Raw genomic sequence first — 14,978 nt, 5'->3', positions numbered from 1 at the left:
AATAGTATTTCGACCCAAATACAATGCCATTAATCAAAAAAATAGATTCAAAAAATAATTCCAAAAGGATTCTGCCTAGGCTTTTATTAGATTGCCTATAAGTCTAACCATCAATTAATATGAAAAAAACATTACTGAAAGCAAGCGTTCTTGGTCTTTTAGTGTTTGGATGGATTTCAGAAAATTCCCTTTTGGCTCAAAGTGATCCAACGGGTAAGAAACCTATTACAAGTACTTATGCCATAACAAATGCAACAGTCTTTTCAGAACCGGGAAAATCGGGAATGAAAGCGACCGTTCTGATAAAAGACGGAGTTATACAAGGAGTAGGGTCTAATCTCAGCTTACCCATTGAAACAAAAGTAATACCTGGAGATTCACTTTTCGTTTATCCTGGTTTTATTGATGGAGGAAGTGATGCTGGAATTACTGCTCCAAAAGACCCGGAAAGACCTAAAGATTTTGTGTCCTCAAATCCTCCGGATGAAATAGCAGGTATCACTCCATGGAGATCAGCTGTAGATCAATATTCTGGAGATGACAATAAAGTTGAAGATTTTAGAAAAGCCGGTTTTACTGTTGCGCAAATTCTTCCTGATGGAGGAATGATAGCTGGTAAGGCTGCAATTGTAGTTTTTGGATCCGAATATTCCAATAATGTCTTAAAAACAAATACTGCATTGGTATCTAGTTTTAGAGGATCAAGAGGGATGTATCCAGGCACAGCAGTTGGTGTCATGGCAAAATTTAGAGATATCTACCAAAACACCAAACTAACACAACAAAGAGGTGAGAAATACCAAACCGTTTCTGGAGTATCCAGACCAGAAATGACACCTACTTACACTGCTATGATGGATGTGATCAATGGTCAAGTTCCGGTCATGTACACGGCTCCTTCTGAATTAGAAGTTAGAAGAGCTATTAGTCTGCAAAAAGAATTGGGATTCAAATTAATCTTAAAAGGTTTAGATGACTATGCTACAGTAATTGATGTAATAAAAGAAGCCAATGTTCCTGTTTTGATTTCTTTAGAGATTCCAGATGATAAAGCTATTAAAGCTCAAAAAGAAGATGTAAGTGAGGATGTAAAACAACAATATGCTCGTGTGAAGGAAGCTTATGATAATAGTATCAAACAAGCTGCTATGCTGGAGGCTGCAGGAATTCCATTTGCTTTCACCACTTCTGGAACTAAAGCAGGAGATGTCATGAAATCACTTAAAACCATGATCGAAAATGGCTTAAGTGAACAGGCTGCTCTAGCGGCTCTGACAACAAATGCAGCTAGCATTTTGGGAATGAGCAGAGTTGCTGGCACCATTGAAAAAGGGAAAATGGCCAATTTGGTGATTAGCACTGATCTTTTATTCGCTGAAGACAGTCAAATAAAACATGTGGTTGTGGATGGGTATATCTTTGATTATGAGATAAAACCTAAGAAAAAAGCATCGGAAGAAGGAGATGGAACACCTGCAAAAGTTGATGGATCTTGGGATTATGTTACTGAGTCACCAGCAGGTAGTTCAGGAGGAGTTTTCCAAATAAGCAAGGATGGTTCTGATTATAAAGGTACCATCACTTTAGATGATCCATCTGGATCAGGTAAAATAAACTCAGATTTGAAGGAAGTAACTGTGAATGGCAAATCCATGTCATTTTCCTTTGATATCGCTGCAGGTGGAATGAATATCACGATCAACGTATCTGGTGAAGTGGAAGGCGAAAGCTACGACGGAACCATGTCAGTAGATCAATTTGGTTCATTCCCTTTCAGTGCAACACTTAACCCAACCTTAATCGCAAATAAGTAAAGACATGAAAAAGTTTAATTATTTTCTTGCTGTTTTGTTGGGCCTAAGTATTACTTATGCTTCAGCTCAAACAAAAAAAGGCAGCGTACTTATAAAAAATGCAACTGTCATTACCGTTACTAACGGAACGCTGGAAAACTCTGATGTTTTGGTGCAAGATGGTATCATCAAACAAGTTGGACAGAATATTTCTGCTCCGTCCGGTATAGAAACGATAGATGCAACAGGCAAATATTTAATGCCAGGAATTATTGATGCTCACTCTCATGTGGCATTGGATGTAGTCAATGAAGCAACCTCCCCAATTGTAGCGGAAGTTAGAATGAGGGATGTCGTAAATCCATTTGAAGTTGGAATATACCGTGCATTGGCAGGTGGGGTTACTATTTCACACGCAATGCACGGTTCTGCCAATGTGGTAGGAGGCCAAAATGTTACGCTAAAGCATAGATGGGGCTCTGAGGATCCTGCAGATATTATTATGCAAGATGCTCCAAGAACTATCAAGTTTGCTTTAGGAGAAAACCCAACCCGTGTGCATGGAAGAGGAAGAGGCATTCAACCTCGTACTAGAATGGGTGTAGAAGCCATCTTAAGAAATGGATTCAATGAAGCGTTACAATACAAAAAAGCTTGGGAAGATTACAATAGTGCTTCATCTGAAAAAGGGAATACTATGGTAGCCCCTGAATATGATGAAAGGCTTCAGACCTTGGTAGATATTTTAGATGGTAAGATTATTATTCATTGTCACTCCTATCGAGCAGATGAAATCTATATGTTAATCAATGTGGCAAGAGATTTCGGTATCACGAAACTTGTTTTCCAACATACAAATGAAGGATTCAAAGTGGCACCTGAAATCGCTGAATATACCATGGGAGCTTCTGTATTTGCAGATTGGTGGGCATATAAATTCGAGGTGTATTATTCTACCGCCTTTAATGCTGCAATCCTTCAAAAGAATGGTGCGATTACATCAATTAATTCCGATTCAGCTGAGCTTATTCGTCACTTATACCATGAAGCTGCCAAAACTCAACGTTATGGTGGTTTGACAGATGATGAGGCATTAGCAATGATCACAATGAATCCAGCAAAACAACTTGGTATTTCTGATAAAGTAGGTTCTATTGAAGTAGGTAAGCAAGGCGATTTAGTGATTTTTGAAGGTCATCCCCTATCAGTATATGCAATACCTCAAAAGACTTTCGTGGATGGAGTGAAATACTTTGATATAGAAACTGATGAAGATGATCAGCGTCTTCGAGTGAGTCCTACTGAAATGGTAGAACCAATTTATATGACTCAAGAAGATCATAGATGTATGCAAGGTGTGGAGTTAAATTTCTCTGACATCTCTCAAACTTTATTTAACACTAATTATTAATTCTCCGAAAATCAAAAGAAGACATGAAAAGAATAACTAAAGCCTTTTTCGCCTTCCTGATAGCGCTTTTGCCCGTATTGGCAATGGCTCAAATTGACGGGGAATTTGTAAAACCTCGTACTGGAAAGTTTTTACTTCAAAATGCCACGGTGGTAACTATCACAAAAGGCACTTTGAATAATGCATCTGTTTTAATAGAAAACGGAAAAATAGCTCAGGTAGGAACAAATATTTCTGCTGATGGTGCTGAAGTGATCGATTGTACCGGAATGTTTATTTATCCGGGAATGATTGATAGCGGTACTCGATTAGGACTTGTTGAAGTAAGTTCAGTTGCTGAAACAACTGACTATTCAGAAGTTGGGAATGTTTCGCCAAACATGCAGGCTTTGACAGCAGTCAATCCAAACTCTGAGGAAATCCCAGTTACGAGAGTTTCTGGTGTTACAACAGCTTTAACCGTTCCATCCGGAGGATTATTTCCAGGAACAGCAGCATTGATTAATCTTGTTGGTTATACACCGGATCAAATGTATGCCGGCTTCAAAGCTGTGGTAATGAATTTCCCATCTTCGGCAAGAAGAGGAAGATTTGACAGAAGATCTGATGATGACATAAAAAAGGATAGCGAGAAAGCATTAAAAGAAGCGAATGAACTTTGGGAAAAAGCAACTTCTTATCATTCCTTGAAAAGTGCCGGAGCTGAGCTTCAGTATTATCCAGAAATGGATCAATTGGCAAAAGTGATTTCAGGTGAATTACCAATGATGATTGAAGTCAATGCCGCAGCTGATATTCAAAATGCATTGGAATGGATTGAAGGAAAGGATGCAAAATTCATCTTCTCAGGGGTAGCTGAAGGATGGAGAGTTGCAGATGAAATCGCAGAAGCAGGTATCCCCGTTTTAGCTGGTCCTGTTCAGGAACTTCCAACTCGTGATTCAGATCGCTATGATGCAGCCTATACCAACCCTGGAAAAATGGCAAAAGCCGGAGTGAAAGTTGCCATCAGAACTGATGAAGAAGAAAATGTGAGAAATCTACCTTTCCATGCCGCTTTTGCTGCTGCTTATGGAATGGGCAAAGAAGAAGCATGGAAGGCAGTTACCATCAATCCTGCAGAAATCTTTGGATTATCAGATATGTATGGCTCAGTGGAAGCAGGAAAAATAGCCAACTTAATTGTGGCTACTGAAGATCCTTTTGAAACCAGAGCACAGATTATGCATGTATTTATTAATGGATACAGAATTCCATTATCCAATAGACACATCAGATTATATCAAGAATTCTTGGATCGATCTCCAGGATTGGAGTCGAATTAATCTGTAATTAACTTCCAATAAAACCACATTAAACCCCAACTGTCAGGTTGGTGTTTCTTGTGGTTTTTTTTTGCTTTATATTCCCGCATGAAGTACAGTTATTATCTACTAATCCCTTTACTATCTATTCTTTTTGCCTGTCGGGAAAATCATGATCAGGAAGTCCAAGAATTGATAGAAAACTATAAAAGCGAACTTGCCCCTGATAAAAGGGTAGCGCTTTGGGATGTTCAATTTGAAAATGATTCACTAAAAGGAGAAACAGATCAAATTGAAGGTCTTGCAAATCTCGTTGCAGATTTGAATCAAAAGGAAATCAAGTTTACCAATGCTGTAAAGCAATTACCTGACTCAGAACTGGAGGACAAGACAAAGGCTTTGGTTACAATTTCTGTGGCAAACATTCGATCTAACCCGAGACACTCAGCTGAATTAGCTACACAGGCTCTGATGGGAACACCCCTCAATGTATTAAAACAATCCGATGGTTGGTTCTTGGTACAAACCCCAGATGGATATCTTTCTTGGGTAGATCGAGCTGGAATTCAATTATTGAGTCCTGAGGAATTGGAAGATTGGCATGGTAAGCCAAAAGTAGTTTATACAGAATTGACTGGCCATGTGTGGTCGTCTCCGAAGCAGGAGGAAATGGTTTCAGATCTGGTAGCAGGAGATATCCTGACTTTAGAGGATGAAGAAGGAATCTATCTTAAAGTTGCATTACCCGATGGAAGGCTTGGCTATATCCCTTCGAGGTCAAGTATGTTATTCGAAGATTGGATCGCTACGAGAAGTACTTCGCCAGAAAAATTGATTTCTACAGCGAAGCAAATGATGGGGGTACCCTACTTATGGGGCGGAACATCTATAAAGGGTGTAGATTGTAGTGGCTTTACCAAAACCATTTATTTCCTTAATGGAAAAATTATTCCTAGGGATGCCTCGCAACAAGTAAATGAAGGTGAAGAAATAGATACCGAGAAAAACTGGGAGAAGCTGGAAGTTGGAGATCTGTTATTCTTCGGAGAGAAGGCAACGGAAGAAAAAAAGGAACGCGTTGTCCATGTAGGTATGTGGATTGGAAATGGTGAATTTATCCATTCCAGAGGAAGAGTAAGAATTTCAAGTTTTGACCCAAGTAGCCCAAATTACGATGAGTATGAGCTCAATCGATATTTAAGAACAAAAAGAATCATCAACAAACAATCTGATGGGGTAATTTCCGTCTCTGAATTTTTGACAAATGAGTAAACTAAGATTTAATTTAAAGAAATCCCTTGTATTAGGGACCTTGGCCTTGGCAATATCTGCTCAAGCTCAGGATGGGTTTTTCGAAAGTAATCTTGAAAAACAGAAAGCAATAGAAAGTGAATTTCTTAAGTCGGTAGATTTTGGCAGTTTCAAAACCCATCTAAAAGAAATCACAAAAAACCCTCACATTGCCGGCACGCCTGAGAATGAACTCGTTCAACAATATATGGCAAAAGTGATGTCTGATGCTGGGATGGATGTGAAATTATACCCCTATGACGTCTACCTGCCAAATCATCCCGGAGAGTCTCACCTAGAAATTGTATCTCCGGTAAAAATGACACTTTCTCAGCAGGAAGCGATTTTAGATGAAGATCCATTCACATCAGATAAAAGATTGTATCTCGGTTTTAATGCCTTTTCCGGTTCGGGTGACGTGACCGCAGAAGTAGTTTATGTCAACTATGGAACACGAGAGGATTTTGCTAAGCTAAAAGAAATGGGCGTTGATTTAACAGGGAAAGTTGTCATTGCGCGCTATGGTGGCAATTTCCGTGGCTACAAAGCAAAATATGCAGAAGAAGCAGGAGCTATTGGATTGGTAGTTTACACCGATCCAAAAGACAATGGCTTTACAAAAGGAGATGTTTATCCAGATGGTCCTTATTACAATGAGACCACCATTCAGAGAGGTTCTATGTTGACCTTGGATTGGACTGGTGACCCTTTGACACCCAATGAGCCGGCTTTGCCATTGGATGGACCTGTAAAAGTAAATCGTTTGGATCCCAAAGATGTAGCTTTTCATACCATTCCTGTCACTCCTATTGGTTATGGTGCAGCAAAAGAAATTTTATCAAGAATGAAGGGGCAGGCTGTTCCAGAAGCTTGGCAGGGAGGTTTGCCTTTTGATTATAAAATAGAAGGAGGCGATGATCTAAAGGTTCGTGTAATGGTAGATCAGCCGGTTGATTTTATTCGGGCAAATAATGTAGTCGGTACATTTAGAGGTTCTAAATATCCTGATGAATGGATCATTTTAGGAGCTCATTTTGATGCTTGGAGCTTTGGTGCGACTGACCCTAATTCAGGTACAGCGATGTTGCTTACGTTAGCTGAGGCTTTAGGCAAATTGGTGAAAGATGGAAAAGCTCCAGAGAGATCCATTATGATCGGACATTGGGATGCAGAGGAACAAGGTGTCATGGGTTCTACGGAATGGGTAGAGCAAATGAGAGATGAATTAAAGGCTAATGCCATCGCTTATATGAACTTTGATGGAGGAGTAAATGGAAGGAATTTCGGTGCTTCTGCCGCTCCTACTTTGAAAAAAATCATCATGGAAGCAGCGAAAGACGTAGCTTATCCGGATTCTTCCAAGACAGTCTATCAGGTTTGGGCAGGTAAGAATGAAGAGCCAAGAATGGGAAATCTCGGCGGTGGTTCTGATCACATTGCATTTTATATGCATGTTGGGGTACCAAGTTTAGGTGGTGGTACAGGTGGTTTGACGCCTTACCACTCCAACTATGACAATTTCCATTATTACAGCAAGTTTGTCGATCCAAGTTTCAAAATGGGAGGAACAGTGGCACAAGTCTTTGGTTTGGTAGCCTTGAGATTGGCCAATGGAGATGTAATCCCTTATGATGTTCCAAGATATGCGCAGGATTTAAAAGGGCATGTTGAAAATGCTGTTAAGAGTGTACAAACTATAGCACCTGATTTCAAAGGATTTGATAAGGTCGATAAAGCTATGGTAAAGCTTGCATCCACTTCCAATAGCTACCAAACAGCTTTAAATGAAGCGCTAGAAAGTGGGGATATTTCTGAGAAAGATTTAGAGAAAATCAACGAAGAATTGATAGGCTTGGAGAAAAGCTGGATTGATCCAAAAGGAATGTATTATGGTGAATGGTATAAGTCTCTATATGTTTGTAATGATCCTTTCTCTGGCTATGCTTCATGGATTCTTCCAGGCATTCAATATGAAGTAGCGATCAACCGCACTGAAAAATTGGGTGAATGGGATAAACGTTATGCAAAAGCTATCCTTGATCTCAGTAAAAAAGTGAAGAAGATTACAAAGACCTTATAGTTTGAAAACTTTAAAAAAAGCCCTGAATCAAGTGAATGATTCAGGGCTTTAATTTTTTATAGCTTCACTTAAATAAGCTTTGCGAAATATAGCTTCGCTGAAATACGCCTTCGACGAGATAGATTCTATCTTGGCTTTAGCCATGTCTTTTTTTATCTGCGAAGCTATCTTTAATAAATTACATAGGCTTCGCTAAATACAGCTTCCTTCGGTCGCTGAAATACGCCTTCGGCTAGATAGACGGTATCTTGGCATTAGCCATATTTTTTTTTATCTGAGAAGCTATCTTTCATTTTTCAGATATACCTTCACCGAGATAGAAACTATTTTTGTTAATAAATCCCCAAAGCAGCTCCAGCGTCAAGATTTCCCCATCCATATTGAGAGCTTCTAGATGGATAAAGGTCAGAGGTTGTTTTCAACTGCTCAAGGACTTGATCCCGGTTCCAAGCTGGATTTTTTGACCAAAGTAAAGCGGCTATACCTGAAGCCGTTGCAGTAGCAACTGAAGAGCCTCCAACAGTGGATGGATCATTAGTTGATAAAGCCAAAGTTAGCGGCTTGTTCTCAGAACCAGCTCGCTCCATAACCACTGTAAAATCAACCTGAGATCCTGAATGGCATGTATTACATCTTTGATATCCTGAACCTTCTTTAATTCCGGTTACTGCAACTGTTTCCGACATGGTAGCTGGGAAAATCACACCATACCAATTCGTAAAGGAAGTGGAAGTCCCAGCTGCGGCAAAAATAAGCTTTCCTCGATTATAGGCATAACGGACTGCATCAGCTACTTTGGAATTTGAGAAGACATCCCCTATTGACATGCTGATAATTCTCACATCTGATCTTTTGCCTAATAATACCAAAGCTTCTGCTACTCCATCTTTCTCATTCCCAGAATTGATAATCACATCACTTGTTCCTCTTACTGAAATCAAGTCAGCATCATACGCCACGCCAACAGCATTTCCGACAGCATTTCTTGGAGATGAAATGACTCCAGCCATCGCCGTGCCATGACCGCATTGATCGTTTGGTCCATCATATCTTTTCCACCACCAAAATCCAGTTTTATAGGTTCCGAATTTTTCAATACTTCTAGGAGCTGATTCTCCACTTTGAAAAGATCCACCAAGCAAGGGTTGATTGGGAGATACACCCGTATCGATCAATCCAACAGTTATATTATCTCCGGTGCTTTGAGCCCAGGCTTGGGAAATGCCCATTTGATAGTAATTCCAAGAAGCTTTTGCATTTGGGCTAATTACTGAATAATCCACAATTGGTAAATTAGTCTCGGGATCATTTGAACAGCCTGAATCTGAAAAATACCGTGCATCTGAACCTTCATTTAATAAGGTGTAATTAAACTCATAGCTCAAAGGTTCGAAGTAGCGTACTTCCTCCATATTTCGAAGATTCTGCAATACTTCAAGGCTTACCACCTTTACTTCTAAAAAAGGTAAATCCGCATGAATCTCAGAAAATTCATTTCCGATTCGAAGCTGTGGCGCCCCAGATCGTTCAATCGTCTCAGAGATCATTCCTAGTATCTTTTGAGCTGATTCCTGCCATGCAGGACTTTGTACTGATTCAATTCCAATTCTGGAATTTGGAGTTTCCATTTCGGCAGGACTATACCCTATCGTCAAAATAGAATCGCTTTGAACCAATGCACTCCAAATCAATTGATCGCTTTGACTCATCCAAAGAAAGTCTCCGCTTTCCCGCAGAGATTGTAGGATTATTTGATCAATTTCTGGACTTGGAATAATCTTTTGAATTTCTTCCTCAGTTTGACCCTGAGTAACCGCTGGCGTCGTATCTTCCTGTTCACAGGAAAATATAAAAAGGGCTATAAAAAGTAGCCCAAATGAAATTTTTTGTAGTTTGATCATTTGAAAAAAGTTTAGGTTAATTGATACTCAATAAGTTAAAAAAATACTGCCTATAAAACCATGAATTCCAAATGAAAAATGCCTTTGTCTTTAATTAAACGAAATTAATTAAAATGATACTCGCTCCAATTGCTCGGCTAAATAACCTTTCATTTCCTCCCCTTCTTCTACTTTAACTTCCCCTGGTAATCCCAATATAAAACGTGCCAATCCGGGTAATTGCGGAACTTCCCCATTGAAGTAAAACTGATTCCTGTTTTTTATCTCCATAAAAGGCCTGGCATTCGGATGCTCTTCCATCATTAATTGATAGGCCTTTTTCGAAAGTTTCAACTTCACTTTAAACTGACTTTTCCCAGAAAAACCAAAGAGTTGGGTTCCTGGCAATTGATGTTTCGATTCAAATTTCCATGGAAGCGAGGAAACCACCACTTCCCCAATCCGCTCAATTTTAAATACCTTCATCGTTTTGCTTTCCGGTTCAAAAGCATGAATTGATTCATAATTTGCAGAAAAAGCTACCGGCTCCACCAATCGATCACTGGTGGTATCGCTACTCAACGAGTAATACTCCTTTAACCAAACCTGTTTTTTGTTCTGAATTCCTTTTCCAAGTTCGTCCACAAAGCGTCCTAAATTTGCTTTAAATAATTGTTCAGAGCCTTTTTTCACTTCCGATCTTACCTGTAATTTTTGGAGAATGGAATCATGCAGCAAATTCCCTTTTCCTTGGCTTTCAATCATCGATCTCAACCACTGACTTTCTTCCTGGGAGAAAGTGCCATAATGTAAGGTCTGGTCTACACCAGCTCTTTGCTGAATTTTGTATTTGCTGAATTCCTTTACGACCTCAAAACCAAGTGCTTCTAACAATTTGAAATAGCGATAGATCGTACGCTCGTCCGTTCCCAAAAGCTCTGCGAGCCTATGAACAGGTTTCCCTATATTTCCTTGAAGTAGGTTTATAAGTTTAAATACCCGTAAGATCTTTTGTTGTTCGATTTTTCCTGCTTGAGCCATTTCTTCAAAAATTAGTCTCTAAATCTAGAGAAAGAGAGTTGGTTATAAAAGTTTTTGACGGTTATTGTCAAAGGAAAAGATGGAGGGTTTGGTTTTATCACGGGGCTAAATCCCCCTATCCCCCTTTAAAAGGGGGACTTAGATTCGTTTTCAAAAATTGAGGTTAAAAGGTCGAATCATTTTGAATACATTTGATTTAACGACTTGATCTAAAAACAATAAAGTTACTTTCGCCGGAATCCCCCTTAATAAGGGGGCAAGGGGGATTAATCAAGTTTAAGATATTTGGTAAAGAGTTGAGGTTTCAACAAAATAAATCTGAATTTTTCACTATAAATAATTTATAACCCTTCGCCTAATTCCCCCTTAGTAAGGGGGCAAGGGGGATTTCCAATTATTTAAATTAAGTTCTTTCCAATCCTTTCTCTATTTCTATTTTGTCTACCGAATCATTCAATAAATTAAGTACAGTTGACATCCTATTTTTAACATCAATGTCAAGGATGCGAAAGAAAATAAGTCCAGAATTCTCTAGGATTTGTTGTCTTTTCTGGTCATTTACAACTGATGTTTCATGAAAATGTGAATCACCATCAATTTCAATTACCAAATCGAGTTTTTTACAATAAAAATCTACTATAAAATTTCCCAATGGTTTTTGACGGTTGAATTGATAGCCACGAAATTGTTTGCCCTTTATTCTTTGCCAAAAAAGAACTTCTGATAAAGTGGAATGTTTCCTTAGTTCTCTTGAAAAATCTTTAAGAGAATATGAATAAGGTAAAAAATGCATCGATTAAATTTAAAGGAAATAGTTAGTAAATCCCCCTAACCCCCTTAAAAAGGGGGATTGGTTTCGTTAACAAATTATGAGAAATGGTAAATTAAATTAGAACAAGAATTTACTTTTAAAATATAAAACTTTCTTGGAAATCCCCCTAACACCTTTACAAGGGAAATTGATTGCGTCTTTACTTATAGCGATGAGTTTAAATATTTCAAATCAAGTATTCACTTATTATTACTAAAAACGATTAAGCACCCTTCGCCTAATCCCCCTTGACAAGGGGGCTAGGGGGATTTCTCTCTGATATTGTAAAATTTTAATACTATTGTTTTAATCATAACCATAAACAAATCCTCTATTTTTAACCACCCAATGAAAAACCCCAATTCTCCTCTTCAACTTAAAACAGCAAACAATATCCCGGTTTTAACTGGACTCTTGTTTCTGGTAGGATATTGGGTTTTTGGATTTGATGGGATCACTTTCAGCGATGATGTCTACTACTTGCTGGCAGGAAAAAGTTTCTGGGCAGGAACCATGGAGGTGAACTCATACCATTTTTCCAGCAGATGGGGAGCTTATGTGCCATCAGGTTTGATCGGTTATATATTTGGCTTTCATCCGCATATCATCTCAGGGTTTTCCCTACTCTCCTACTTGTGCACGCTTTTCATTTTGTATCAGGTTTTACCTGACAAAAAACTGACTTGGATCCTTGTCATTTGGTTTTGTACCCAAGTCTATTTCCTGCATTTTTTAACCAAAGTATATCCAGATTCCGCTTTGGTGCTTTGGGTAACCATAATTCCTGTTGCTGCTAGTTATAGAAATAAACAGCCCATTCTTTCAGGTACTTTGCTAGTCTTGGCCTTGTTTATAGGTTTTCTGACAAAGGAAACTATTATTTTCCTTGCTCCTTTAGTGCTTATTTTATTTCTCTTTGATCGAAAAAACAAATCAGTCTCTGCTGCTTTTTATGTCAGCCTTGTGATTTCAGGACTTCTTTTGGCAGGGCTTTACTTGGCTTACTTTTGGATTCAATTTGGAGATCCCCTTTATCGAATCACTTCCATCAATGCGGGACATTATATTTCTGAATTCACCTATGCAGATAAAGGATTTTGGTCCATTTTAGAACGCCTTACCATCACACCAATTACCACCTTTGTGGAGCGAGCTTATTGGCCTTGGCTGGTTTTTGCAATTCCTGGAATCTACCAAGGACTGAAATCCAAGAAATCTTTCGAGTTTACTTTTGCACTTGCTTTTCTATGTCTTTTTGTGGGATTCTGGTTTATGAGTTCGACCCTGGAGTTTTATAATCCTATTTATCTCAACCCAAGACATCTAATCATTCTGGTTCCAATCTTGGCTTTTCTTATTACAATCGGATGGAAAACTTGGCAAAATTCCAAGCAATGGAAAATCACATTATACACCTTAATTTCTCTTGGAGCCATCATAACTGCGATTCTTGGAGATGAAAAGCAGGCCTTATTTTTATGTGCCTTTTTTCCTGTGATCTGGATTAAAAATAGAACCTATCAATATGCCCTTCTGGGAACGATTCTGCTTCTTCCAGCCATCTTTTCTATTTATTATCAGAAACAATTAAAGCAGTATAAGAACTTAACTGATACTATAGAATCAATAACTCAAGATATTGACAAAAAGACTGTTATAATCACCAATAACTTTGTGCATTTCTCTCGAGAAATTCTTATACCAGGGAATAAACCAGCGCAAGAAAAACTTTTCCCCATAGAGTCAGTAGAGGAACTGAACCAGAAACTTCCAAAGAAAATTGAGGTCCTAATTTATGACTATTACATGCATGCTTATCCCAAAGAGGAAGAGGATGTAGAAAAGCTAGAAAATTGGCTTAAAATGAAAAACTATCAACTGGAATCTGAAAAGGAGCTTGGAAATCTCCAGATCAGAACCTACCAATTAAATTCCCAATAAGTCTATTTGGTGATAGTCAATGTATTTCCGGTTACTGCAGTGTCATAAACTTTTAAAGGTTGGGTCGCAGGTCCTGAAATCACATTTCCTTGTGCATCAAACTTAGATCCATGACAGGAACAGTTGTAGGTAGAATCGGAAAAACTCCAATTATTATCGCAGCCTGAATGGGTACAAACAGAAGTAAGTGCCACAAATTCACTTCCCACTTTAGAAACCAAAGTCTTTCCGGCTGTAATCAGCAACCATCCTCCATCTGCATTTAGATTCGTTTGAACGGTTAAATCTACCGTGATGGTATTTCCAGAAACTGTAATCCCTGTACTTCCGCCAGATCCCGGATTCATGGGTGTTCCAGGACTGCCAGTAGGCTGCATATCGTCAGAATTTGTACATGATGTGAAAAACCCAATGCCAAATAGAGTAAGAGCTGCTGTCAAGCCAGACTTCTCAATAAATTCTCTTCTTGATTTGGTGAGTTTGCCTGATTGGTTGGTAGATAATTGCTTCATGATTTCAAGGTATGTTTAGTAGTAAACATATACGAGACCTAGTTGTTATTTGGATTACTTAAAAAAACAATGGAAGACAATAGGTTATATTTCCACCAATGATGAATTATCTAAATACTCAGGGAGATAATTCCTTTAAAAAATTGGAAACAAACTACTTTACGACTGAAAATCCTAAAAATGCTTGCGGTTTAAAATCTCTGATAAAACAACCGCATCCTTGATAGACTGGGGGGTTTTCAACAAATCTGCATAGCGATTTACTTTCACTTCTTTTTTACTGTAGGCTTTCAAACCCATATCTGTAAATTCCAATTGCGAAATAGGAACTGCGTTTTCCCCTGCAGCTTTTGCCTTTTCATAGGCCCCGTCATAATAGGAAATCTCATCATCCGCTGTTTCTTCGTACCACTTTTTCTTAACAGGCTCTGGCTTAATCTCATCAATTTCTATCCGTTCTGCTTTTGGTTTTGAAGCGGGTTGCGGACGATTTGGATTTTGTGCTTCCCGGATTTCCCGCATCAAATCCTCAAACGTCGTGGGGCGCTGAGGTTCATTCAACTCTCCTTCAGGACCTTCTATATCCCCAGGCTTCTTTTTCTTACTCAATTGGTAAATAAAGTAACCGATGATAGCAATGATGTAGATGATGTTTCCTAAATCCATAGGGGGAAGTTAAGTTATTTTTTTAAAAAGGAGGAAAGATGGGAATTGTTGTTAAAAAAAGTTGTCATTATTGTCGTTGTTGAGAGAGAAATGGATTGTTAGGGATTAGTGATTGAGAGGTGGTAATGGTTGGGAAAAAAGTTGTCGTTGTTATCTTTGTTGTAATTGTTGAGAGGGAGGTAGTATGTTCTGTCTTCTTAGGCTATATCGATTTAGTTGATTTGAATGTAGAGTTGATTTTTGAAGGTT

At 38.6% G+C, this 14,978-nt stretch carries 11 protein-coding genes; 6 read left to right on the top strand and 5 right to left on the bottom strand.

Going from position 1 to position 14,978, the window contains the following annotated elements; translation table 11 throughout:
• The first annotated feature begins 119 nt into the window (after positions 1-119).
• The 5 genes from AAGF08_RS07645 to AAGF08_RS07625 all read left to right on the top strand — a co-directional run bounded on the left by AAGF08_RS07645 (position 120) and on the right by AAGF08_RS07625 (position 7,878).
• On the top strand, positions 120-1,814 hold the full coding sequence (locus AAGF08_RS07645; RefSeq protein WP_343510564.1) for an amidohydrolase family protein: 1,695 nt from the start codon (positions 120-122) through the stop codon (positions 1,812-1,814).
• Between the two features lie 4 nt (positions 1,815-1,818).
• Entirely contained in the window at positions 1,819-3,204 is a 1,386-nt protein-coding gene (locus tag AAGF08_RS07640) for an amidohydrolase family protein (protein WP_343510563.1), read from the top strand.
• Between the two features lie 23 nt (positions 3,205-3,227).
• Entirely contained in the window at positions 3,228-4,529 is a 1,302-nt protein-coding gene (locus tag AAGF08_RS07635) for an amidohydrolase family protein (RefSeq protein ID WP_343510562.1), read from the top strand.
• 87 nt (positions 4,530-4,616) lie between these two features.
• Positions 4,617-5,780: a C40 family peptidase gene (locus AAGF08_RS07630; protein ID WP_343510561.1), complete on the top strand. Its 1,164-nt coding sequence runs from the start codon at positions 4,617-4,619 to the stop codon at positions 5,778-5,780.
• Positions 5,773-7,878, top strand: coding sequence for a M28 family peptidase (locus AAGF08_RS07625; protein ID WP_343510560.1), 2,106 nt, complete (start codon positions 5,773-5,775; stop codon positions 7,876-7,878). The genes AAGF08_RS07630 and AAGF08_RS07625 overlap by 8 nt, the downstream gene beginning before the upstream one ends.
• Positions 7,879-8,210: 332 nt before the next feature.
• Here AAGF08_RS07625 and AAGF08_RS07620 read toward each other — a convergent pair whose 3' ends face one another.
• The 3 genes from AAGF08_RS07620 to AAGF08_RS07610 all read right to left on the bottom strand — a co-directional run bounded on the left by AAGF08_RS07620 (position 8,211) and on the right by AAGF08_RS07610 (position 11,592).
• Entirely contained in the window at positions 8,211-9,779 is a 1,569-nt protein-coding gene (locus tag AAGF08_RS07620; RefSeq protein WP_343510559.1) for a S8/S53 family peptidase, read from the bottom strand.
• A 108-nt stretch (positions 9,780-9,887) separates the two neighbouring features.
• Positions 9,888-10,799: a WYL domain-containing protein gene (locus AAGF08_RS07615; RefSeq protein ID WP_343510558.1), complete on the bottom strand. Its 912-nt coding sequence runs from the start codon at positions 10,797-10,799 to the stop codon at positions 9,888-9,890.
• A gap of 403 nt (positions 10,800-11,202) precedes the next feature.
• Positions 11,203-11,592, bottom strand: a complete 390-nt coding sequence (locus AAGF08_RS07610) for an endonuclease domain-containing protein (protein WP_343510557.1) — start codon at positions 11,590-11,592, stop codon at positions 11,203-11,205.
• Positions 11,593-11,958: 366 nt separating this feature from the next.
• Here AAGF08_RS07610 and AAGF08_RS07605 point away from each other — a divergent pair, with 366 nt between their 5' ends.
• Positions 11,959-13,551, top strand: coding sequence for a hypothetical protein (locus tag AAGF08_RS07605; RefSeq protein WP_343510556.1), 1,593 nt, complete (start codon positions 11,959-11,961; stop codon positions 13,549-13,551).
• 2 nt (positions 13,552-13,553) lie between these two features.
• Here AAGF08_RS07605 and AAGF08_RS07600 read toward each other — a convergent pair whose 3' ends face one another.
• Positions 13,554-14,063, bottom strand: a complete 510-nt coding sequence (locus AAGF08_RS07600) for a Rieske (2Fe-2S) protein (protein ID WP_343510555.1) — start codon at positions 14,061-14,063, stop codon at positions 13,554-13,556.
• A 174-nt stretch (positions 14,064-14,237) separates the two neighbouring features.
• Positions 14,238-14,729 (bottom strand): hypothetical protein, encoded by a 492-nt coding sequence (locus AAGF08_RS07595; RefSeq protein WP_343510554.1) that lies wholly within the window; start codon positions 14,727-14,729, stop codon positions 14,238-14,240.
• Between the last annotated feature and the right edge of the window lie 249 nt (positions 14,730-14,978).

This window comes from Algoriphagus sp. SE2 (assembly GCF_039563885.1).
Classification (GTDB): Bacteria; Bacteroidota; Bacteroidia; order Cytophagales; family Cyclobacteriaceae; genus Algoriphagus.
The sequence above is the reverse complement of the archived record's forward strand: the minus strand, read 5'-3'. Positions and strand labels throughout refer to the sequence as shown.